The organism is Halopiger aswanensis, assembly GCF_003610195.1.
In the GTDB taxonomy this organism is placed as follows: Archaea; Halobacteriota; Halobacteria; order Halobacteriales; family Natrialbaceae; genus Halopiger; species Halopiger aswanensis.
The window spans coordinates 121738-142571 of sequence record NZ_RAPO01000003.1 but is presented as its reverse complement, the minus strand read 5'-3'; the positions used below and the strand labels follow the sequence as shown (position 1 = coordinate 142571).

Annotated in this window: 19 protein-coding genes; 8 read left to right on the top strand and 11 right to left on the bottom strand. The window is 65.0% G+C overall.

Annotated elements, in window-relative coordinates:
- The first annotated feature begins 21 nt into the window (after positions 1 to 21).
- From ATJ93_RS14675 to ATJ93_RS14665, 3 genes are all read left to right on the top strand, one after another.
- Positions 22 to 972, top strand: a complete 951-nt coding sequence (locus ATJ93_RS14675) for an MBL fold metallo-hydrolase (RefSeq protein WP_120245410.1) — start codon at positions 22 to 24, stop codon at positions 970 to 972.
- A gap of 125 nt (positions 973 to 1097) precedes the next feature.
- The gene (locus tag ATJ93_RS14670) at positions 1098 to 3110 is read left to right on the top strand and encodes an AMP-dependent synthetase/ligase (protein WP_120245409.1); all 2013 of its coding nucleotides are present in this window, start codon (positions 1098 to 1100) and stop codon (positions 3108 to 3110) included.
- 152 nt (positions 3111 to 3262) lie between these two features.
- A complete protein-coding gene (locus tag ATJ93_RS14665; RefSeq protein ID WP_120245408.1) occupies positions 3263 to 5146 on the top strand; it encodes a cation:proton antiporter domain-containing protein in 1884 nt (627 codons plus the stop codon).
- Positions 5147 to 5228: 82 nt separating this feature from the next.
- On the opposite strand, the gene ATJ93_RS14660 is transcribed toward ATJ93_RS14665, so the two are convergent.
- Both ATJ93_RS14660 and ATJ93_RS14655 read right to left on the bottom strand, forming a co-directional pair.
- Complete coding sequence (locus tag ATJ93_RS14660) at positions 5229 to 5831, bottom strand: magnesium transporter (RefSeq protein ID WP_120245407.1); 603 nt, start codon at positions 5829 to 5831, stop codon at positions 5229 to 5231.
- Positions 5832 to 5833: 2 nt separating this feature from the next.
- Positions 5834 to 6406, bottom strand: a complete 573-nt coding sequence (locus ATJ93_RS14655) for a magnesium transporter (RefSeq protein ID WP_120245406.1) — start codon at positions 6404 to 6406, stop codon at positions 5834 to 5836.
- A gap of 138 nt (positions 6407 to 6544) precedes the next feature.
- Here ATJ93_RS14655 and ATJ93_RS14650 point away from each other — a divergent pair, with 138 nt between their 5' ends.
- The gene (locus ATJ93_RS14650; RefSeq protein WP_120245405.1) at positions 6545 to 6814 is read left to right on the top strand and encodes a hypothetical protein; all 270 of its coding nucleotides are present in this window, start codon (positions 6545 to 6547) and stop codon (positions 6812 to 6814) included.
- Between the two features lie 48 nt (positions 6815 to 6862).
- Here ATJ93_RS14650 and ATJ93_RS14645 read toward each other — a convergent pair whose 3' ends face one another.
- From ATJ93_RS14645 to ATJ93_RS14620, 6 genes are all read right to left on the bottom strand, one after another.
- On the bottom strand, positions 6863 to 7435 hold the full coding sequence (locus ATJ93_RS14645) for a DUF2391 domain-containing protein (RefSeq protein WP_120245404.1): 573 nt from the start codon (positions 7433 to 7435) through the stop codon (positions 6863 to 6865).
- 648 nt (positions 7436 to 8083) lie between these two features.
- Positions 8084 to 8512: a universal stress protein gene (locus ATJ93_RS14640; protein WP_120245403.1), complete on the bottom strand. Its 429-nt coding sequence runs from the start codon at positions 8510 to 8512 to the stop codon at positions 8084 to 8086.
- A gap of 38 nt (positions 8513 to 8550) precedes the next feature.
- Positions 8551 to 9729 (bottom strand): inorganic phosphate transporter, encoded by a 1179-nt coding sequence (locus ATJ93_RS14635; protein ID WP_120245402.1) that lies wholly within the window; start codon positions 9727 to 9729, stop codon positions 8551 to 8553.
- A 310-nt stretch (positions 9730 to 10039) separates the two neighbouring features.
- A complete protein-coding gene (locus ATJ93_RS14630; protein ID WP_211334069.1) occupies positions 10040 to 11272 on the bottom strand; it encodes an ABC transporter substrate-binding protein in 1233 nt (410 codons plus the stop codon).
- Between the two features lie 305 nt (positions 11273 to 11577).
- Positions 11578 to 11940 (bottom strand): hypothetical protein, encoded by a 363-nt coding sequence (locus ATJ93_RS14625; RefSeq protein ID WP_120245401.1) that lies wholly within the window; start codon positions 11938 to 11940, stop codon positions 11578 to 11580.
- A 101-nt stretch (positions 11941 to 12041) separates the two neighbouring features.
- Positions 12042 to 13178, bottom strand: a complete 1137-nt coding sequence (locus ATJ93_RS14620) for a thiolase family protein (protein ID WP_120245400.1) — start codon at positions 13176 to 13178, stop codon at positions 12042 to 12044.
- A 166-nt stretch (positions 13179 to 13344) separates the two neighbouring features.
- On the opposite strand from ATJ93_RS14620, the gene ATJ93_RS14615 reads away from it, so the two are divergent.
- Positions 13345 to 14079 (top strand): DUF5806 family protein, encoded by a 735-nt coding sequence (locus ATJ93_RS14615; protein WP_120245399.1) that lies wholly within the window; start codon positions 13345 to 13347, stop codon positions 14077 to 14079.
- A 30-nt stretch (positions 14080 to 14109) separates the two neighbouring features.
- On the opposite strand, the gene ATJ93_RS14610 is transcribed toward ATJ93_RS14615, so the two are convergent.
- Both ATJ93_RS14610 and ATJ93_RS14605 read right to left on the bottom strand, forming a co-directional pair.
- Complete coding sequence (locus tag ATJ93_RS14610; protein WP_120245398.1) at positions 14110 to 14685, bottom strand: DUF7529 family protein; 576 nt, start codon at positions 14683 to 14685, stop codon at positions 14110 to 14112.
- Between the two features lie 139 nt (positions 14686 to 14824).
- A complete protein-coding gene (locus ATJ93_RS14605) occupies positions 14825 to 15556 on the bottom strand; it encodes a lipoyl protein ligase domain-containing protein (RefSeq protein WP_120245397.1) in 732 nt (243 codons plus the stop codon).
- Between the two features lie 63 nt (positions 15557 to 15619).
- Here ATJ93_RS14605 and ATJ93_RS14600 point away from each other — a divergent pair, with 63 nt between their 5' ends.
- A complete protein-coding gene (locus tag ATJ93_RS14600; protein ID WP_120246014.1) occupies positions 15620 to 16558 on the top strand; it encodes a hypothetical protein in 939 nt (312 codons plus the stop codon).
- Between the two features lie 65 nt (positions 16559 to 16623).
- On the opposite strand, the gene ATJ93_RS14595 is transcribed toward ATJ93_RS14600, so the two are convergent.
- A complete protein-coding gene (locus ATJ93_RS14595; protein WP_120245396.1) occupies positions 16624 to 18006 on the bottom strand; it encodes a cytochrome P450 in 1383 nt (460 codons plus the stop codon).
- A gap of 198 nt (positions 18007 to 18204) precedes the next feature.
- Here ATJ93_RS14595 and ATJ93_RS14590 point away from each other — a divergent pair, with 198 nt between their 5' ends.
- Complete coding sequence (locus tag ATJ93_RS14590) at positions 18205 to 18675, top strand: PaaI family thioesterase (RefSeq protein WP_120246013.1); 471 nt, start codon at positions 18205 to 18207, stop codon at positions 18673 to 18675.
- Between the two features lie 248 nt (positions 18676 to 18923).
- On the top strand, positions 18924 to 20828 hold the full coding sequence (nosZ, locus tag ATJ93_RS14585) for a TAT-dependent nitrous-oxide reductase (protein WP_120245395.1): 1905 nt from the start codon (positions 18924 to 18926) through the stop codon (positions 20826 to 20828).
- The last annotated feature ends 6 nt before the right edge of the window (positions 20829 to 20834 follow it).

The window sequence follows — 20834 nt, the reverse complement described above, 5'->3', positions numbered from 1 at the left end:
GCTTCGCGACGGGGTATCGGTATGGCCGATACGGATACGGACGCGAATGCTGGAGCCGTCCGCGAAGTCACGACCGGCGACTGCTCGGATCTCTACTACCTCGACACCGGCATGTACGACACCAGCGGCTACGGCGCCGCGTACATTCTCGACGCCGACCGACCGGCGGTCGTCGAGAGCGGCATCGGCACCAACCACGAGCGCATCCTCGCGGCCCTCGAGGAACTCGGCATCGACCGCGAGGAACTCGCAGCCGTCGCAGTAACCCATATCCACCTGGACCACGCCGGCGGCGCGGGCTTTCTCGCCGAGAAGTGCCCGAACGCGGACGTCTACGTCCCCGAGGTCGGCGCGAGCCTGCTGGCCGATCCGGAGAAACTCGTCGCGGGGACGAAAAACGCCGTCGGCGATCAGTGGGAGTTCTACGTCGAACCCGAGCCGATCCCGAAGGATCGGATCGTCGGCATCGAGGACGGCGATACTATCGACCTCGGAACCCACGAACTGCGCGTCCACGAGGCTCCCGGCCACGCCTTCCACCAGGTGATCTTCGAGGACCCCGCGAACGATGCGGTCTTCACCGGTGACGCCGCCGGTATCTGGGTCCCCGAGCGGGAACGGACAGTCGAAACTTCGCCGCCCTCCGATTTCGACCTCGAGCAGTGCCTCGCGGACCTCGAGACGATCGCCGAAATCGACCCGGACGTCCTGCTCTACACGCACTTCGGCCCGCGGGACGTCAGCGACGACCTCGGGGGGGCGCTCGACGAGTACGGGGACGTCCTCTCGGCGTGGGTCGACGCCGTCGAGACGAAGCGCGCGGAACTCGAGGACGACGAGGCGGTCGTCGAACACTTCGCGGAGACGGCCGACGAATCGCTGTTCGACGCCTGGAGCGAGCGGAAGGCGCGAGCCGAGGCCGCGATGAACGTCCGCGGCGTGCTCGGCTACCTAGACGCTCGCGACGAGTAACGAATCTGCGGCCTGACAGCCGTCGTGGCTCCAATTTCGGTCGAGCGTCGACGACTGAATAAACCTTCTCGCGGATGCAATCAGTTTCCTCACGTTTTATCGTATGCGAGATTGTGGCATACGCTATGCACTGGCGGGACGCCGAACGCGAGTACGAGGACGAGGTGATCGACGAGACCACCTTAGGACGGATGTTCGAGGCCTCGGCCGAACGCAACGCCAACCGGCCGGCCCAGCAGTACAAGGGCGGCATCTACGATCGCTCGCTGACCGATTCGGTCCTCCCCGCGGCGACGCCCGGCGAGTTTCGCACGATCTCCTACGCCGAGATGCGCGATATCGTCCGCCGGCTCGCGGCCGGCTTTCGCGACCTCGGCGTCGAGCGCGGCGACCGGATCGGCATCTTCGCGAATACCCGGATGGAGTGGGCCCAGTGTGACTTCGCCCTGCTCGGTGCCGGCGCGGTCGTGACGACCGTCTACACCGGATCGTCGGAAGAGAAAGTCGAGTACCTGCTCGACGACCCCGACGCGAGCGGCGTCGTCGTCGAGAACCGCGAACTACTCGAGCGCGTCCTCGCCGTCGAGGACGATCTCGATCTGGAATTTATCGTCTCGATGGACGACCTCGAGGGCCACGACGCCGCCGAGCGCGACGACGTGTTCACGCTCGCGGACCTCTACGAGCGCGGCGACGAGGTCTTCGACCTCGCGACCTACCAGACGTGGGTCGACGCGCCGGCGATGGACGATCTGGCGAGTCTGATCTACACGAGCGGGACGACGGGGAAACCGAAGGGCGTCCGCCTGACCCACCGGAACTTCCGGTCGAACGTCAACCAGGTCCACAGGCGGTTCGCATCCCGTCCCGACAGGGACGACGACGTGCCGACGCTGGACGAGACCTCCCGGGCCGTCTCCTATCTCCCGCTGGCCCACGTCTTCGAGCGCACGGCCGGGCACTTCGTGCTGTTCGCGACCGGCGCCTCCGTCGCGTACGCCGAGAGCCCGGACACGCTGCAGGAGGATTTCTCGCTCGTCGAGCCGACGACCGCCACGAGCGTCCCGCGGGTCTACGAGAAGATCTACGACCGGATTCGAGAGCAGGCGAGCGAGTCTGCCGCCAAGAAGCGCATCTTCGAGTGGGCCACCGACGTCGGCGTCGCGTACCAGGAGGCCGACGATCCGGGCCCGCTGCTGCGCGCGAAGCGAGCGCTCGCGGACAAACTCGTCTTCTCGACGGTCCGCGAGGCGCTGGGCGGCGAGATCGAACTCCTGATCAGCGGCGGCGGGAGCCTCTCGCCGGAGCTGTGCCAGCTCTATCACGCGATGGGGCTGCCGATCCACGAGGGGTACGGCCTGACCGAGACGTCGCCGGTCATCTCGGTGAACCCGCCGGGCGAGGTGAAGATCGGCACCATCGGCCCGCCCGTCGTCGACGTCGAGATCGCGATCGACGAGAGCGTCGCCGATCAGGCCGCCTTCGCCGACGACCCCGGCGAGGTCGGCGAACTCCTCGTCCGCGGGCCGAACGTCACGCGCGGCTACTGGAACAAACCCGGCGCGACGGATCGATCCTTTACCGACGATATCGACGAGAGCGAAGCGACCGTCATGGCCGACGGCGAGGGCAAGCGCGAGGCGTCGGGCCAGTGGTTCCGCACCGGCGACATCGTCCACCGCCGCCCCGACGACTACCTCGAGTTCCGCGACCGGGCGAAACAGATCCTCGTCCTCTCGACGGGGAAGAACGTCGCGCCGGCGCCGATCGAGGACAAGTTCGTCTCGAGCGAGGTCGTCGAGCAGGCGATGGTCGTCGGCGACGGCGAGAAGTTCGTCGGTGCGCTGATCGTTCCCAATACGGATCACGTTCGCGAGTGGGCCGAGCGTGAGGGTATCGACCTGCCGGCCGATCCCGAAGCGATGTGCGACGACGAGCGCGTCCGCGAGTACGTCCAGCGGGAAGTCGACCGGGTCAACGAGGGGTTAGACGGCTACGAGACGATCAAGCGGTTCGAACTGGTCCCACAGGAGTTCACCGAGGAAAACGAGATGTTGACGCCGACGATGAAGAAGAAGCGCCGCGCAATCCTCGATCGGTTCGCCGATCGCGTCGATCGTATCTACGAGGACGCCTGACGACGCGCTTCTGGGGCAGTGGCCGGGACAAGCGGCTGCCGTCGCCGCCCTCCGAGGAGTTAACCGCCTGGAGTGACTGTGTCGATGCGAATGTTCGGTGACGGTGTTACGGTACCGGAACGACGACCGTTCGGCGGCGAGCGGCGTGGACGATGACGGCCGCGGAAGGCGGGAACCTGCTGGTTCTCGTCGCGACGATCGTCGGACTCGGGGTTGCCTCGCAACTCCTTTCGGCTCGATTTCGGATTCCGAGCGTGCTCTTTCTCATCGTCTCGGGCGTCGTCGTCGGGCCCGAAGTATTTGGCATCCTGACCGTCGACTCGTTCGGCGGGAGTAGCGGCCTCTCGACGATCGTGGGGTTGAGCGTCGCGATCATCGTCTTCGAAGGGGCGTTCCACCTCAAGGTCGAGAAGATCCGGGAAGCGCCGGCGGCCGTCTTCCGATTGACGACGGTCGGGGCGGCGATCGCGTTCCTGGGAACCGCGGGCGCGGTCCGGTTCTTCCTCGGGGCCGACTGGGATATCGCCCTGCTGATCGGCGCGCTGCTGGTCGCGACCGGCCCGACGGTGGTCACGCCGATCCTGAAGGTCGTCCCCGTCCGCGATCGGGTCGCGGCGACCCTCGAGACGGAGGGGATCGTCAACGACGTGACCGCGGCGATCGTCGCGGTCGTGCTGTTCAAGGCGATGACGGTCCGGGAACTGACGGCCGACGTCTACCTGCAGCTGTTCGCCGAGCGGCTCGGCACGGGGCTGTTGATCGGCGTCATCGTCGCCGCGGTCGTCTGGGCGGTGCTCCAGTACGTCGATATCTCGCCGGACGACGCCCCGCGGAATGCGCGGCTGTTGACGCTGGCGGGGGCGATCGTCGCCTTCGGCGCGGCTGACTACGTCTTCGCCGAGGCGGGGGTGGCGGCCGCGGCGACGGCCGGACTCATCCTCGGCAACGCCAGCCTCCCCTACGAGGAGGAGATCGCGGCGTTCAAGGGCGACGTGACGCTGCTCGTCCTCTCCTTTGTCTTCATCACGCTCGCGGCCCTGCTCGAGTTCGACCAACTGTTCGCGCTCGGGTTGGGTGGTGTCGCCGTCGTCTTGACCGTCATGCTCGTCCTCCGCCCGCTGCTGGTCTTCATCTCGACCCGCGGCGGCCGCTTTACGAACCGGGAACGTCTGTTCATGAGTTTCGTCGGCCCGCGGGGAATCATTCCGGCGTCGGTGGCGACGCTGTTCGCCATCCGGCTCCAAACCGAGGCGGCTCCGACCAACGCGGCGGGCGCGGATCTGCTCGTCGGCACGGTCTTTCTCGTCATCCTCGTCACGGTCGTCCTCGAGGGCGGCTTCGCCAGACAGATCGCCGAATACCTGGATGTGATACCGATGCGTGTACTCATCGTCGGCGGCGGCCGCGTCGGCCGCTCGCTGGCAGAACGACTCGAAGAGCGCGGTGAAAACGTCGTCATCATCGAGGAGGACAAGCCGGTCCTCGAACGGCTCCGCAACGACGGATTCACGGCCCGACAGGGCAACGGAACCGACGTCGAGGTGTTGCGCGGTGCCGGCGCGGAGAACGCCAAGACGGTCGTCGCGGCGACCGGCGACGACGACGCGAACCTCCTCGTCGCCCAGCTCGCGAAATCGAGCTTCGACGTCCAGAAGGTGATCGCTCGCGCGAACGAGCCCTCGAACGCGCCGGCGTTCGAGGAACTGGGCGTCGAGACGATTTCGGCGGCCGAGTCGACCGCGTGGGCGATCGACAATCAGATCGAGCGGCCGGCCCTCTCGGACTGGATGTCCGAACTCGGCCGCTCGGGCGACGTCCAAGAGATCGAAGTGACCGACGGCGAACTGGCCGGCAAGCGGATCGCCGACGTCGGCAGCGAACTGCCCAACGGCGTCCTCATCGCGCTGGTGAGTCGCAACGGCACGAGCGAGGTACCGACCCCGGACGTCGAACTGCAGACGGGAGACCACGTCACGCTCATTGGCCGGACCGAAGCGGTCCGCGAGGCGATCGAGCGCTGCGGCAAACCGGTGTAGGCCCGGTCTCGAGCCGTGATGCGGGACGCGGGACGCGGGACGCGGAACGTGGCGCGCTCGAGGTGGCGGACGCTTTTCTCGCTCAGAGCACGACCCAGACCACTGCGAAGAGGATCAACACGCCCGTGATATCACAGACGTTGGTGACGACCGGAATCGTCGTGTCGTCGGGATCGTACCCCAACTGGTAGGAGACGTACACCGAGACGGTGCTGACGATCACCACCCAGACGGCAAGCAGCATCCCGCTGACCATCGTGATCACCAGCAGCGTTCCCAGCCCCAGGGTCCCTCCGAGGAACGCGCCGATCGCCCACGAGGCGATGCCGAGCAACACGAACACCGTCGCCGCCAGTCCCAGCACGGCGGCGACGTTCGCCCGCATCCCGGGATTCGACGGCGAGAACTCGAGCGTCCCCAGGTGCAACTGGGTCGAGAGGCGCGCGCACATGATCGACCCGAGGTTGCCCGCGGTGCCGATCATCACCGGGACCAGGATGAGGAGCGAGGGATTCTCGAGCAGTTCCTCCTCGAAGCTCTCGAGGACGGTTCCCGACACCATCTGCAACACCGACATCGCGATCAGTAGCGGGACGAGCGTCGTCACGATGTTTCGGACCGACCAGTCCTCGAGCAGGCCGTCGTCGTGATCCTCGTCGACGCTGGCCTCGGGGTTCCCGCTCATCGCTACAGGAGCACCCCCGCAACGCTGACGCCAACCAGCAGGAAGACGACGCCGAAGACGTCGCCGACGGTCGTGACGACCGGTCCGATGACGTTGTCAGGGTCGAGCCCGCGACGATAGCCCTTGAAGATCACCGTCAGCAGGACGCCGAGCATGGCGAACGCCGAGAGTAACGCGGCGACGAACAGAATGATGACGAGCTCGAGGAGGCTCCCGCTCCGCCCGAGCACGAGCAAGACGACCCAGGCCAGCACCGCGATGAACACGGAGACGATCATGCCGTTCAGGAACGACGCGATGATCGCGTTCCTGAGCGGCCCGTTCCACTCGAAGTGGGGGTCGATGATCCCCTGGTGAAGGCCGCTCGAGAGGCGCGCCCCGAGCGAGCCGTAGACGCCGCCCCGCGTCGCGAGAAACGCCGGCAGTAACAGCAACAAGCCGGGGACGCTCTCGATCCCGTCTCGCATCGTTTCGGTACCGAGCAGCGTCCCCGCGAACAGCCCCGCCACGAGACTGACGAGGATAACCGGCAACGCCTGTCTGTAGACGTCGACGGCGGAATCGTGGCGCACCATCTATCCGAAAGTGCTCAGCGGAGACATTAAATTCTCGTCTTCGCTCGTCCCGGTCTCGGCCGTGGCTTTGGACCCCTGTGATGACGGTCGCCTGTCGGCGTCCACAAGAGATATACCCGCTTCCTCGAGTGTCGAGGTATGGTCCTCCACCGCGTTATCTCCCTGTCGACGACCGCGGACGCCCTCTTTCCCGGGACGACCGTTCGCTACTACTACCGTACCGGCGACTCGCTGGCGACCGTCGTCGAGTGTACCGACCGTTTCGTGACCTTCATCGGCGAGGACTGCGACGGCAAGTTCACCCGCGACCAGATCGACCGCCTGTTCGAGGACGGCCGTCTCGAGGTCGTCCTCGACGACGAGCGCCACGTCCCCTCGGATGACGACGAGCGCCCTGTGCTCGAGTAATCGCCGGTTCGCCGGTGCTGTCGACTCGAGGCGTCCTGGGGATCAACGTCAGCTCTCGCCGGGCAGAATGTCGCCCAGCGAGCCGCCGATCGCCATCGCCGTGAAGACGACCGACACCTGACAGAGATCGAGCCACGGCTCGTCCCACGACACGCGTCCCCACAGCGTCATCAGGGCCGCCGCCGTCGCGAACGCGATCCCCAGTACCCAGACCGGTCGCCGCGGAACCACGCCGAAGTAGGGGTTGTGGATCTGGATCTCGCGAAAGTCGGCGACGTAGAGGATTCCGACGACGAGCGCGACTGCCATCGCGAGGTTCGCGACGAAAAACGCCGGCCTCGTCGCGAGAAACGCGCCGATCTCCATCACGCCGCCCTCCACGAGCATCGGCAGCCCGATGACGACGCTGCCGACGAACGCTTCGGCCTTGTCCTTGCCCGTAAACCGCGTAATCACGCTGTTCATCGCCCGGTTGTGGGACAGTCGACTCACGAGTCGCATCGTCCGGCGCACCTCCGTGCGCTCGTCGGACGTGTCGACCGTCTCCTCTAAGGTCTCGAGTTGTTCGTAGAGATCCTCGAGGGTGGTTTCCTCGGGTGGTTCGTCCGCTGACAGCGACATACCTCGTGTCGACGCTGCGGCGTGATAAGTGTCAGTACGCTCGTCGCTCGCCGATCGCTCGTAGCCGCCGCCACGCGCCGACCGCGATCGCGGTGACGGCTACCGTTCCGACCCGGCCGACGAGGCCCATCAAAACGCCGTACAGCTGATCGCGGGTTACGAGCGAGCGGCTCTGTTGAAACACTCAGGGGTTGACAGGAACGGCGTGCGAGATACAGAGGGTGAGTTCAGCACGATGACTTCGTTTGTCTTACGCCGAAATCAGTGGATTATCTGCTCACTCCACGTATGAACGTTGTGCTGCATTGCTATCACCTATTTATGACATTAGTGAGGTCGTTCTGAAAAGACAGATCGACATGAGTTTACTCTCATCGTGATCGGAACCTACGGATGTGATTTGCAATCGCATCTTTTGCTTAGAAGCACGTCGAAAAGGTCATGCGCCGGTCACCTGTTTCGGTACTCACTGTCCGGTGGTCTCTAAGTTCGACCGCCAGTTTGATACGGTTATAACGAACCGAAGGAAGAGGAACGAGCATCTACTATCAAATCAATATAATCATGAATGGTGCAGTGAAATTCTGATATTTATTCAACGGTCAATCCGCTACCACTTCCGCCCAACAGGGTAATGTCACGAGCGACTCAACGGACAATGATAACAGGAATCGGTGCTCGTTTGGACACGGTCTCCGTGATGTTCCCGACGAGAAACCGGCGTGTCGCTCGGTTCCAGTCCTCGCCGTGAGCTCCAAGTACAATCGTATCGTAATCTTCGGCTCGGTCCAGAATATCCCGGGCTGGATGGCCGATTCCGATACTTGTATCGATCTCTCGATCACGCTCGTTGGCAATTTCGCGGGCACGTTCAAAAACGGGTTCAGCGTGGTCGGCAGCAGCTTCATTGATATTGTCGTCGAGAGCGAGACTGACTGCCTCTCCCATCATCATCGACGGGACGCCGACGACGTGTAAGACTGTAATCTCCGCTTCGGGGTGATTGTCGAGAGCGTACTCAAGAGCGTGACTGGCATGTTCGGAGTCATCCATCGGAACGAGAATTCGGGAGAGCATATTCCCAACAACGTTATCCAGCTACCTAAGCCCCCTCGTCAGGCGACTCCCGGGATAAGGCGAAAGAATCCGTAGGCCAAGATCGTAGACATCGCTGGACCGATAATCCACATCGAGACGTATTTGATGACCGCTTGGGGGTTAAAGAGAGTACCCGTTTCGAGGACTTCCACGGGTTCCTCTTCACCGATTGGGGCTACCGGGTCGTCTTCAATCTCTCCGATAGTAATCGCGCCGGGGACGATCTCGGCGTCTTCGACATCGCGTGTCACTGCCTCACGGACTGTAATCGGACGGGTTGCACGGCCCCAGCCAATGCCGACGATTGTCATCACCGTCCCCATCACGAGGCTAATCGGAATGCCAATCCAAGAGAGCAGGGTCGTGATCGTCGATGCGATTACCATGACGAACAGGGCTGCCAGCAGCGGGATGTCGCTCAGTTCACCGCCAACTGACTCCATCGTGCGACGAGCAATGGTAAACCCGCCGAGACCGATAGCGAGTGTGGCGATGACGATTGCGATGTCCGTGTCCAAGCCGCCGGCCTCACCAACTAACGGTGCAGCCGCGTTTGGGACGTTGCTCGCTCCGGCACTGAACGCCATATAGCATCCGATGAGCAAAACGACTGTCGTACTGACGAGTTCCGACCGGGTCGTGTTTGGGCCGAGAGCCGGTGTCGGAATCGGTCCCCTCCGGTCAACAACGAGCAATGGTCCGTCGGACTTCTCAATCTGGACCCGACGGTTGACCTCGGGATAAATGTAGCGTCCGATAACCCCGCCGATCCAGAACCCGATGAACGGCGTGACGAACCACCATGTCATGATTTCTGCCATTGACGCATAGTTGAGGGTGTCAGTCGCCAGTCCGAGTCCAGCAATCGCCCCGACGGTCGTCATTGATGTCGGGACGGGGACGCCGAAGATGTTGGCGACGAGAATTCCTAACCCGATGAAAAAGAGGACGGCAACGCCTGCCGCCAGATTGAGATCGATAGTGATGATGCCCTCACTGAGCGTCTCCATCACGTTGCGACCAACGGTCCAACCGCCGAGAAAGACGAAAACCGTCATGATTGCTGCTGCCGTCGTCTTCTTCACGACTCCAGCACCAACGGCCGGACCCCACGCAATCCCGGTCGATGAACCGCCGATATTAAACCCGACAAAAATTGAGGCGACAATACCAATGAGAAGAATGGTCTCAATCATCAGGCGATATTACACGTGAGATAGTGAAATAAATTGTATGGGATTGTACTGCTCTTTGACAGCAATCGGATGATCGGTCGCTTCTCGGATAACTGTTTGACCTGTAATAATCGACCACTCTCTCTCTCTCTTCGTAGATTAAGCCAGATGTCGTGCGACATTCGCGCTATGTATTCAGTACGGCTTCGACAGCCTATCACCAATTGAAGGGCTTAACAGGGCCAAATTCTCTTTCGTTTGTCCCAACCGCTTCGCACAGAATCCGCCGATACGTGGGGAGTATGTCGAGAAAAGAAGGGCAATTCCGCTGTTAGAGGTCTCCGTTGATGATATTCGCGACACGCTGGCGGTCGAACAGTTGCTCCTCTTCAGGAATCTGTGGATACGGTTTACCGTTCTGGTAGCCGGGCCACTCGCCGAACTGGTTGGGGTAGAGCTGCTTCGCAGTCATCTCGAGCTGGAACAGGTTGAGAATCGGACCCTGTCGTCGCGCACCCTGCGCGTAGACGTTGCCCTCCTTGACGGCGGTGAGGTCGCTGGCTACCTCATGGTTTTCGAGGGTCTTCCGAATCTCGTCAGGGTTGAAATACGCCGTCATCGAACCGAGGACGAGCAACACGTCCGGGTCCGCTTCGAGGAGCAGTTCGTAGTCGAACGGCATGTTTCGCCCGCTCTCGCCGTATCCCTCTCCGAAGGCCTCGGACAGCGCGTCGGTGACCCCCATCGGACGCGTGTGTGCGGCGTAGTAGCCCGGATGGTTCATCTTGTAGCCCCATCCCTTGTGATCTTCCGACGACGAGAACAACACCAGCGCCGCGGTCGGTCGCTCGCTCTCCGGTGGGCGGTTCTCCTCGATGGTCTGAACCATCGAGTCACGGACGGACGCGAGAGCCCGGTACCGTTCGTCCGCTCCGAGCAACTGTGCGACCTTGCCGAAGATCTCCCACAACGTGTAGTACTCGTACTGGTCCTTCCAGCCCGCTGGCGGCGTCCGGTTGGTGCCACTGAGCGTGTTTCCGAACCACGGCGCGACGTTCTCCTCAATCTCTTGTACGTCGCTGTTGTCCCATCCATCGGCAGTCGCAACTTTCGCCGGGTCAGCGATGTGGACGTTGCTGTCGAGTTCGTACAGTTTCTCCTTCTTCGGTGGCCACGAGTTGTACAACCCCTCCCAGTCGATAGAAACCCCGTCGAAGTGGTGTGTTAACTTCCGGTACAACCCTTGGTGGTATTCTGGCGCGAACATCGCGTTCATATCGTCGCCCCGACCGAGCGCCAGCACCATGTCGGCGTGGTGGCCTAGCATCGTGAAGATGTCTTCAGGTTCCGACTCGAGCGTGACCTTGTCTGCTGGCGCGAGCGTCGCCGAGTACGAACTGCCCTTGGGAGTCGCCTCCTCCCCAGTAGTCGTCCCGGTAGTAGTGTTCTCTGACCCGGAGTCGCTGGCACAGCCGGCAAGCAGTCCGCCGCCAACGACTGCGCCGCCGTGTTTTATGTAGCCTCTGCGCGTCGGTGCCGTGTGGTTGCTGGAATCGTCTGCCACATGTTTTAGGCCAGCCTAAATAGCGTTAGTCTTTTCGGTATTTTGTCCTTTTCACACGAGGTGTCCATCGTGGATATCCGAGCTATCACTATTTGAGGGTTTCAACAAGGCGGAGCGAGCGGAAACCGACGTAGACCAGACACACCGAGACGGTGAACGTTCCCCATGCCGCCCGCGTCGTCGGCGTCCCGAGACCGGTCACGGTATCGAGTTATCGACTCGAGGCACCACCCGAAACTGTATCGTGGTACCTCCTTGCGTCGAATCTCCGGGAACTGCCACTCCCTCGAGGCGTCCGATCCCGTTTAGTCGCGCCGGCCGTCTCGATTCCGCCCGTCGTCCGTCCGGTCGTCGGCGTCGGCCTCGGCGCCGGATTCGGACGACAGCCGGTCGTCGCCGCGAGACGGCAGCGGCGAATCGTCGGCCCGCGAGGGGTGGATGTTGAAGTTTTGCCCGCGGTAGGGGTCTTCGTCGGGATCGTAGTCGAGTTCGCTGCGCTCGAACAGGTAGATGAAGAAGCCGAACAGCGGGATCAGGAAGGTGATCGCCGTCCACTTTTCTCGGGGCTCGAGGCCGACGCGGCCGGCGTCGTAGTAGGTGACCGCCGTGAGCGCGAGGTGCCACGCCACCGGGATCCCCACGATGATCGCCAGGAGGTGCCAGCTCATACCGGTCGTACGGCTCGAGCGTACTAAACGGCCCGCCGAATTTAGGGTGGACGGCTCCCGAACGGCTGCGCGGCGGCCCAGCGAGAGAACAGCCGGAGGGATCAGCGAACGTCGAACTCGATCGCCGCACCCTGGCCGAAGCCGACGCAGAGCGTCGCCAGCCCGAGGCCGCCGCCCCGGCGCCGGAGTTCGTGGATCAGCGTCACCGGCAGCCGCGCGCCCGAGGCGCCAAGCGGATGCCCGATCGCGATCGCGCCGCCGTTGACGTTGAAGATCTCGGGATCGACGCCGAGTTCGTCGCGGCAGTAGAGCGTCTGGCTGGCGAAGGCCTCGTTGAGTTCCACCTGATCGTAGTCGTCGATCTCGCGGCCGTTGCGCTCGAGCAGGCCCCGCGTCGCGGGCACCGGGCCGATCCCCATGACGGTCGGATCGACGCCGGCGACGTTGTTCTGGCCGACCTCGGCGAGGATCTCGAGGTCGTGGTCCTCGGCGAAGGCTTCACTCGTGACCAGCAGCGCCGAGGCGCCGTCGGAGATCTGGGAGGCGTTGCCGGGCGTGACGGTACCGTCGGATTTGAAGACGGTCGGCAGTTCGGCGAGCTTCTCTTTGGTCGTGCCGGGCCGGAGGCCCTCGTCCTCCTCGACGGTGCCGTCCTCGGTCTCGATCGGGACGATCTCGTCGGCGAAGCGGCCGTCCTCGGTCGCCTCGACGGCCCGCTGCTGGCTCCGTGCGGCGTACTCGTCTTGCTCCTCGCGGCTGATACCGTACTCCTCGGCGACCTTCTCGGCGGTCATCCCCATCTGGAGTTCGCCGACGTTGTACAGTTCGGCCATCCGCGGGTGGACGCTGCCCATGTTCTCGCCCATCTGGACGCGGCTCATGTTCTCGACGCCGCCGGCGAGGATCGCGTCGCGGTTGCCGGCCGCGATCGCGTCAGCCGCCGACATGACCGCCTGCATCGAGGAGGCACACCAGCGGTTGATCGTCGTCGCCGGCACGTTTTCGCCCAACTCGGAGAGCAAGGCGATGACGCGGGCGACGTTGTTCCCTTGCTCGCTTCGCTGCTGGGCACATCCCCACATCAGATCATCGATTTCGTCGCCCGAGAGGCCGGTCTCGGCGAGAATCTCGTCGATCAGCGGCACCGAGAGATCCTCGCTGCGAACGTCGGCGAACACGCCGTCTTCTTTCCCCTGTGGCGTTCGAACCGCGGCTGCGACGACTGGCGTCTGTGTCATACAGTACCGAACAGCGTTCACGGACTTAAATTGGGGGAGAACTCCGGGGGATTCGCGCGGAGTTTATCGTCCCGTCCTCGCAGTCTCCCTGATCTCTACCGTCGCCCGGCGCCGACACGAGCACTCGAGAACAACCCTTATCTCGCGCGTGTCGGAATAAGCGGGCATGGACGAGGACGGACTGAACGTACCCGATTCCGATGCCGACCCCGCTACCGATTCAGCCGCCGGACCGGACTCGAGCGTCGGCGCCGAGAGCGACGCTGACGCCGCTTCCGATGCCGATACGGCATCTACAGAGGCCGACGGGACCGATGAGACCGACGGGGCTGACGGGGCCGACGAGTCGTCGATGCCCGGCGTCCCCGACCCCGAACCCGAGGAGTCCGACGTCCCCGAGGATGTCCAGAAGTACGCCCGGTTCAAGAAGATGGACGGCGCGCAGTACGACCGCGTCAACGAGTTCCTCCGCGATCGAACCTACATCACGGCCCGCGAGTGGGCCATCGCCCGCCTCTGTTCGGATTTCCGGACCGAAACCGGCGTCGAGATGACCAAGATCGGCGAGAACCTGCCCGAACTCGTCCCCTTCATGACCGACACCTACACGCCCCAAGCGGTCAACCAGGCGCGAGCCTCCTTCGAGGAAAAGGTCCGCAAGGCCGGCGCGACCTTCCTCTACGGCGCGATGTGTGACTTCTTCACCGCCGAGGAACTCGACGACGTCATGTACGAGTCGACCGAGGTCGCCAAGTTCCTGCTCGAGGTCGAGGGCGTCGACCTCTCCGTCGAGGAGGAACTCGAGGCCGAAGAGCGCATCTCGAGTGTGATGCGAGAGGTCCGCGAGGCCAGCGAGGAGTTGCGCGAGCAGGACGAAGCCGAGAGCACGAGCGAAGACTGAGACACTGAGACGTCCGGTATCGGCCGGCCGTTACGCGTCGCCTTCGGCGCCCGTTTCACCGTTCGCTTGAACGTCTGCGTCCTCGAGGAACAGCAACGGATCGTCGTGCGAGAAGGTAACTCGCTGGTCGGCGTCCGCAGCGGCGTCGCGCGAGCGCACGTGAACCAGCAGTTCGCCGTCGGCGAGCGCGGTTTCGAAGACGGCGTTCGTCTCGGCCTCGGTAAGTCGGTAGGTCAGCGGCAGACAGACCGCGATTCCGCTCTCCGTATCGCGCTCGACCGCCAGCGCGAACCGGCGGTCGTCGCCCTCCGAGGGCCGGTAGTACACTTCGGCCTCGTCGACGGTGACGTCGTCGCGCTCGACGAGCGCCTCGAGGAGCCCGTGCTCCGTCTCTGAAACGATCGCCTCGAGGCCGCCTCGTTCGTTGCCCTCGCGCGGAACGGCGTCGATTCCAGCGGGTTCGAGGACGACGGTATCCCAGCCGTCGTCGCCGTACTCCGCGGCGATCGCCGCCGCGTCCTCGAGCAGTTCGGTCCAGCGGGGGTCGTCGGTGGGGGCGTCGTCAGCCGTATCGGTAGCCGTATCGGCGTCAGTCTCGTCGGTCATCGAACCGCCTCCGGATCGGCAAGTAGCCGCGCCATGCTCGAGTCGGACACCGTCGAACGGCAAAATAGTACCTCCGCGTTGCACGCGCGGTTTCGACTGTTCTCCCAGAACCGATCGACGACCGTACCGAACTGAACCGCTATTGCTCGTTCCCGCCCTCGCCGTCGTCCGCCAGCGCCGAGATCGGTTCGATCGCCGCATCCGCGTCCCCGACGAGCGCCCGCTCGAGCGCCGCCCGAACGCGGTCCGAATCCGCTGGTCCGCCGGCCGCTGCGATCGTTCCGACGGTCGCGGGATCGAGCGGCACCGAGAGTGCGTTGTAGACAGTCTCGAGAACGGTCGCGAGTTCCTCGCGGCCGTCGACGAGGACGATCCCGGCGCCGACCGCGGCGTCCTGTCGAACGCGCTGGGCGATGCCGACGAGCTTTCGCCGCTCGCCTCCCTCGCTGTCGACTGACAGCGAGTGCGTCCCGGGACAAAACGCGTCGTCCGGTTCGCCGCGCTCGGTCGCGACGCCTAGATCCGCGAGCGCGCGTTCGACGTCGCCGGTCAGACGCTCGTAGCGGGCGGTCGTCCCGCGTCGGAAGTCCGCAACTGGCTCGGCGCGGGCGAAGGCGACCGTCGTCGCGCCGTCGTAGGCCACTGCTCGCCCGCCGACGTCGCGCTCGACCGGCGGAAACCCCGCCGCGCGGGCGGCCTCGCGAGCGCGGTCGTACCCTTCGCGTCTCGCGTCGCGACGGCCGAACGCGATCTGGCGGTGCGGGCGCCAGACCCGTACCGCGGGCTCGCCGTCGGCGGCGACCTCGAGCAGTCGCTCGCTGGCCGCGCGGTCGGCGTCGATCGTCGACGCGCGGCCGCGGAACACGCGCATAGCCGGGGTTCGTGGCGACGGACCTAAACGCTCCCGCCGCACAGACGGATGCGAGGCGAATCGATGGCCGGCTCCGATACCACGCCCGAACCCGAGCGCGTCACGCTTTCCGAGTCGCTGCTCTCGCAGTACGCCCGGTTCTCGCTGTACAACTCGCCGTACCCGGCCCACGACGCGGGTTGTGCCGTCGACCTGTATCCCGGCACGCTTCGGGACGGCCGGACGACCGCTGCACCCAGTCCCTTCGCCGGCGTCGTCCGCGACACACGGACCGTCCGCGCGCCGCCGAAGCCCTACGCGCCCGAGCACGACCATCTGATCCTCCTCGAGCCCGACGCACCCGCGTTCGACGGGCTTACGGCCCGCATCCTCCACGTCGACCCCGCCGTCGAGGCCGGCGACCGCGTCGAGCGCGGCGAGTCGCTGGGTCGGCTCGTCCGGGCGGGCTTTTTCGCCCCCTGGGTCGACAACCACCTCCACCTGGGCTTCCGCGGGCCCGAGCAGAACCCCTACCGCGCGTCGGGATCGCTGCCGCTCGAGGTCGGCGCCGAACTCCGACCGCTCGAGTGGGACGGGACCGGCACCGTCGTCGCGACGGGCGAGACGTACGCGGTCCTGGACTCGCCGGTCCATCCGGCGCCCGGAAAAGCGTTCGTCGGGATCGGGGCCGACGACGGGGGTATCCTCGACGGCGGTTTGCCGCACTACGACGGCGGCGGCCTGCTGGCTGCCGGCGATCTTGGCGAGAACGGACGCGACACCGTCTCGTTGAACGGCGATCGGCTCGGGCGGCTCGAGGGGCGAACGCGAACGATCGAATGGGACGACGTGGTCGTAACCGTCGACGGGGACCCGATCACCGGGCTGTCGCTGTTTTGCGCTCGAGACGCGGAGTTCGGCGCCAAGCTGATCTGTCCCGATCGGTCGTTCGCGCTCGGCGAGCGCGTTCGGGTGCGAGTGCGGGCCCGCGACCGGGTCGAGCGCGGCGAACCGAGCGAGTGAGCGCGGTCGCTCGCACGGCGGCGGCCGCGAGGAATGCGCCCGTCAACGACGGACGGTGACGTCTATCAGCGCGGTTCGACGCGCAACTCGATCGGCTCGAGCGGCCGCGTCGTGATGCTCACGGAGAGGTCGACGTCCGGATCGGAGACGAGCTCGGGGTGGTACCGCCGGGCCAGCGTCGCGAGGATCAGCGTGCCCTCCACGAGCGCGAACTGCTGGCCGATACACCGCCGCGGGCCGGCGCCGAACGGGAAGTACGCCAGGTCCGGCCGCTCGGCCTCGTCTCCCAGGAACCGTCCGGGATCGAACGTCAGCGGCTCGTCCCAGAAGCGGTCGTCGCGGTGGATCGTCCACTGCATCGGCGCCACAGTCGCGCCCTCGGGGATCGAGTACCCGCCGAGGGTGAGCGCTTCCGTCGTCTCCCGCGGAATCGACGGTACGGGCGGATAGAGCCGCATCGCTTCGCGTAGCACCGCCTCGGTGTACTCGAGTTCGGGAACGTCCGCGAAGGTCGCGCGGTCGCCGTCCAGCACCGCCTCGAGTTCGTCGACGAGTCGCCGTTCGACGGCCGGATGCTGAGCGAGTAACAGCCAAGTAAAGGTCAGCGCCGTCGCCGTCGTCTCGTGGCCGGCGAACAGGAACGTCATCAGTTCGTCCCGGAGCAACCGTTCGGACATCGTCTCACCCGACTCGTCGGTGGCGGTCAGGAGCCTCGAGAGGAGGTCGTCGCGCCCCTCGAGGCCCGCCTCCCGGCGCCGTTCGACGAACGTCTCGATGAGCGTCTCCATCTCGCGGATCCCCTCCTTGTACCGGCGCCACATCGGGATCGGGACCCACTTCGGTACCAGCCGCGCGATGGGCTGCTTGGTCGGCTTGCCGGGTTCCTGGAGCTTGCGCACGGTCTCGGGGATTCCCGCGGCCTCGTAGTCGATCTCGGATCCAAACATCGCTTTCACGAGGATCCGCAGCGTGAGCGCTTTCATCTCGCGCTCGACGTTCACGATCGGCTTCTCGGCCCACTGGTCGGCTACTGCCCGAGTCTCCGCGGTCATCACGTCGGCGTAGTCCGCGATCTGATCCATGTAGAAGGCCGGCTGGATCCGCGCGCGCTGTCGCTCCCACAGGTCGCCCTCGCTCAAGACCAGTCCCTGCCCGAGGAGGTCGCCGAGGTCGTCTCGGCTCAGGCTGGCCTTCCGGAACCGGTCGCGGTCGTCGACGAGGATCCGCTCGGCCAAGTCGGGGTGGTTCACCTGGTAGAACTCGCCGAAGCCGAGAATCCGAAGCTCCACGACGTCGCCGCGCTCGGCTGCGTCCTCGTACAGCCCGCCTTGCTCGCGAACGAGTTGGTGCGTGTTGCCGATGACGGGCAGGCCCTCGTGCGTCGGCGGATCCGCCTCGTGGGCGGGTAGAGATCGCGCTCGAGTTCGGGGAGTCGATCGGTCGGCCATACGCGATCGTACGGTCGTCGGGCACTTCGTTGTACGCGTGAAACGGCTCGCCCCGCACTCGAGACCCGATCCGGAAACAAACGCACGACAACCGAACGACCGTGAAACGCAGCGATAAAGGGCGTCCCCGTCGGACGGGGGTGCATGACCGACACCGACACCGACGCCGACGCCGACGCCGACGAGTTCAGCGCGGCGATGGACGAGTTCGAGTCGACCGGCGACCTCGAGGGGTTCGTCCAGCACTTCATCGACGAACACCAGGAGTTCCTCTCGTGGATCGGTACCAGCGTCGACAACGTGGGCCCGGGAACGATGACGCTCTCGGTGCCCTACGACGAGAAACTGACCAACACGCGCCCGCACGGCCCGGACGGCCGCCGGGCGGACATCCACGGCGGTATCGCCGCCACCCTGCTCGATACGGCCGGCGGCCTGGCGCTGCGGACCGAACTCGAGGACCCCTTCGCCGCGAGCATCGCGACGATCAACCTCAACGTCAACTACCTGCGGCCCGCGACGGGGGATCTGGCGGCGACGGCGAACGTGGTCCGAGCCGGCTCGAGCGTCGGCGTCAGCGAGATCCTCGTCGAGAGTACGACGCCCGACGGCGAGACGCGCGAGGTGGCGATCGGCCAGGGCGCGTACCGGATCTTCCGGGACGTCTGAGCGGCGGTCGACGGTTCAGTGACGGTCCGGTGGCCGGTCCGGGCTGCCCGGAACAGTACCCGCAACCGAGACTCATCGTCCCGTAACCACTGTTGTGCCGAACCGGTTCGCGTGACTTCCTACGCGGTAGGAATTGCTCTCACCCCGTAGGAATAGCTCTCCTGCTCTAATACCCCGGAGTTCCGAGAATCATCTGTGATGATCGGGGGCGCCCACCGTCGGGCGCCACCCCGACATCGTTCAGGACCATGACCGACGAATCCACTTCCCCGACGCAGGACTCGAGCGAGAGCGAGATCGACGCGGGCACCGAGCGAGAACCGCTGTTCGATCGCATTCCGCGCCGCGACTTCATGAAGGCGGGTGCAGCCGCCGGTGCGATGGGCTCGCTGGCCGGCTGTACGGGCCTGCTCAACGATCAGGACGACGGGCTCGCCGCGGCCGGCGACGTCGATGCGAGCGTCCCGCCGGGCGAGCACGACGACTACTACGCGTTCCTCTCCGGGGGTCACTCCGGCGAGATCCGCGTCTACGGCGTGCCGTCGATGCGTCAGCTGATGCGAATCCCGGTGTTCGGCCGGGAGAGCGCCCGCGGCTACGGCTACGACGATCGTACGAGCGAGATGTTAGATGAGTCGGGCGGCTACTCGTGGGGTGACACGCACCACCCGCGCGTGAGCCAGACCGACAACGACTACGACGGCCGCTGGGCGTTCGTCAACGACAAGGCGAACGGCCGGATGGCCCGGATCAACCTCAAATACTTCGAGACGGACGCCATCGTCGACATTCCCAACCAGCAGGGGACCCACGGCGCCTGCTGTCTGCTGCCGGACACGAAGTACGTCTTCGGCGTCGGCGAGTTCCGCGTCCCGATGCCAAACGACGGACAGGACCTCACCGACCCCGACAGCTACACGTCGACCATCGCCGCGATCGACCCCGAGACGATGAACGTCGAGTGGGAGGTGCTGGTCGACGGCAACATGGACAACGGCGACGGCAGCAAGGAGGGCCGGTGGTTCTTCGCGACCGGCTACAACAGCGAGCACGCCACCACCGAGAGCGAGATGTCCTCGACCGACACCGACTGGCTGAAGGCCTTCGACGTGCCCGCCATCGAGGAGGCCGTCGAGAACGGCCAGTACGAGGAGATCGGCGGCGTCCCGGTCGTCGACGGTACCCGCGACAGCGACCTGAACGGCGGCGACCGGCCGATCGTCCGCTACATCGACGTGGCCAAGAGCCCCCACGGGGTCAGCGTCACACCGGACAACCAGTACGCGATCGCCAGCGGGAAGCTCGACCCGACCGCCTCAGTGATCGACATCGAGCAACTCGCCGAGGTCGACGACCCCAACGACGCGATCGTCGGCCGGCCGAGCCTCGGGATGGGGCCGCTGCACACCGCCTACGACGGCCGCGGCCACGCCTACACGACGCTGTTCATCGACTCGCAGGTCGTCAAGTGGGACATCGAAGCCGCCGTCGAGGCGGAGGCTCAGTCCGAGGATCCGGTCGTCGAGAAGATCGACGTCCACTACAACCCCGGCCACCTGATCGCCGCCGAGTCGTACACCGCCGATCCGCAGGGCGACTGGCTGATCTCGCTGAACAAGCTCTCGAAGGATCGGTTCCTCAACGTCGGGCCGATGAAGCCCGAAAACGACCAGCTGATCTACATCGGCGACGACGAGGCGGGGATGCAACTCGTGAAGGACACGCCGTCCTACGCCGAGCCCCACGACGCCTCGATCGTCAGCGCGGACAAGATCGAACCCGCGGACATCTACGACCCCGAAGACTACGACGAGGAGTTCGTCGACCACGGCGAGTCCGACATCGTCCGCGAGGACGGGCAGGTCCACGTGAAGATGTACTCGACGCGCAACGAGTTCGGCTTCCAGGAGGTGACCGTCCAGGAGGGCGACGAGGTGACGATGACCGTCACCAACATCGAGCAGACGCCCGACATCCTCCACTCGCTGGCGATCCCCGAACACGACATCAACCTGAAGCTCGCGCCACAGGAAACCCGCGAGGTCACCTTCACCGCCGACGAGCCCGGCGTCTACTGGATGTACTGTGCGTTCTTCTGTAGCGCACTGCACCTCGAGATGCGCTCGCGACTGATCGTCGAACCCGCGGAGTGATCCACC

What these genes read in the sequence shown, in the direction of transcription:
- ATJ93_RS14640 (WP_120245403.1), bottom strand. Translation starts at nt 8,512, where the DNA reads ATGCTCTCCCGAATTCTCGTTCCGATGGATGACTCCGAACATGCCAGT.
- ATJ93_RS14615 (WP_120245399.1), top strand. Translation starts at nt 13,345, where the DNA reads ATGGACGAGGACGGACTGAACGTACCCGATTCCGATGCCGACCCCGCT.
- ATJ93_RS14675 (WP_120245410.1), top strand. Translation starts at nt 22, where the DNA reads ATGGCCGATACGGATACGGACGCGAATGCTGGAGCCGTCCGCGAAGTC.
- ATJ93_RS14635 (WP_120245402.1), bottom strand. Translation starts at nt 9,729, where the DNA reads ATGATTGAGACCATTCTTCTCATTGGTATTGTCGCCTCAATTTTTGTC.
- ATJ93_RS14600 (WP_120246014.1), top strand. Translation starts at nt 15,620, where the DNA reads ATGGCCGGCTCCGATACCACGCCCGAACCCGAGCGCGTCACGCTTTCC.
- ATJ93_RS14660 (WP_120245407.1), bottom strand. Translation starts at nt 5,831, where the DNA reads ATGAGCGGGAACCCCGAGGCCAGCGTCGACGAGGATCACGACGACGGC.
- ATJ93_RS14605 (WP_120245397.1), bottom strand. Translation starts at nt 15,556, where the DNA reads ATGCGCGTGTTCCGCGGCCGCGCGTCGACGATCGACGCCGACCGCGCG.
- ATJ93_RS14610 (WP_120245398.1), bottom strand. Translation starts at nt 14,685, where the DNA reads ATGACCGACGAGACTGACGCCGATACGGCTACCGATACGGCTGACGAC.
- ATJ93_RS14625 (WP_120245401.1), bottom strand. Translation starts at nt 11,940, where the DNA reads ATGAGCTGGCACCTCCTGGCGATCATCGTGGGGATCCCGGTGGCGTGG.
- nosZ (WP_120245395.1), top strand. Translation starts at nt 18,924, where the DNA reads ATGACCGACGAATCCACTTCCCCGACGCAGGACTCGAGCGAGAGCGAG.
- ATJ93_RS14650 (WP_120245405.1), top strand. Translation starts at nt 6,545, where the DNA reads ATGGTCCTCCACCGCGTTATCTCCCTGTCGACGACCGCGGACGCCCTC.
- ATJ93_RS14670 (WP_120245409.1), top strand. Translation starts at nt 1,098, where the DNA reads ATGCACTGGCGGGACGCCGAACGCGAGTACGAGGACGAGGTGATCGAC.
- ATJ93_RS14620 (WP_120245400.1), bottom strand. Translation starts at nt 13,178, where the DNA reads ATGACACAGACGCCAGTCGTCGCAGCCGCGGTTCGAACGCCACAGGGG.
- ATJ93_RS14590 (WP_120246013.1), top strand. Translation starts at nt 18,205, where the DNA reads ATGGACGAGTTCGAGTCGACCGGCGACCTCGAGGGGTTCGTCCAGCAC.
- ATJ93_RS14595 (WP_120245396.1), bottom strand. Translation starts at nt 18,006, where the DNA reads ATGGCCGACCGATCGACTCCCCGAACTCGAGCGCGATCTCTACCCGCC.
- ATJ93_RS14655 (WP_120245406.1), bottom strand. Translation starts at nt 6,406, where the DNA reads ATGGTGCGCCACGATTCCGCCGTCGACGTCTACAGACAGGCGTTGCCG.
- ATJ93_RS14645 (WP_120245404.1), bottom strand. Translation starts at nt 7,435, where the DNA reads ATGTCGCTGTCAGCGGACGAACCACCCGAGGAAACCACCCTCGAGGAT.
- ATJ93_RS14665 (WP_120245408.1), top strand. Translation starts at nt 3,263, where the DNA reads ATGACGGCCGCGGAAGGCGGGAACCTGCTGGTTCTCGTCGCGACGATC.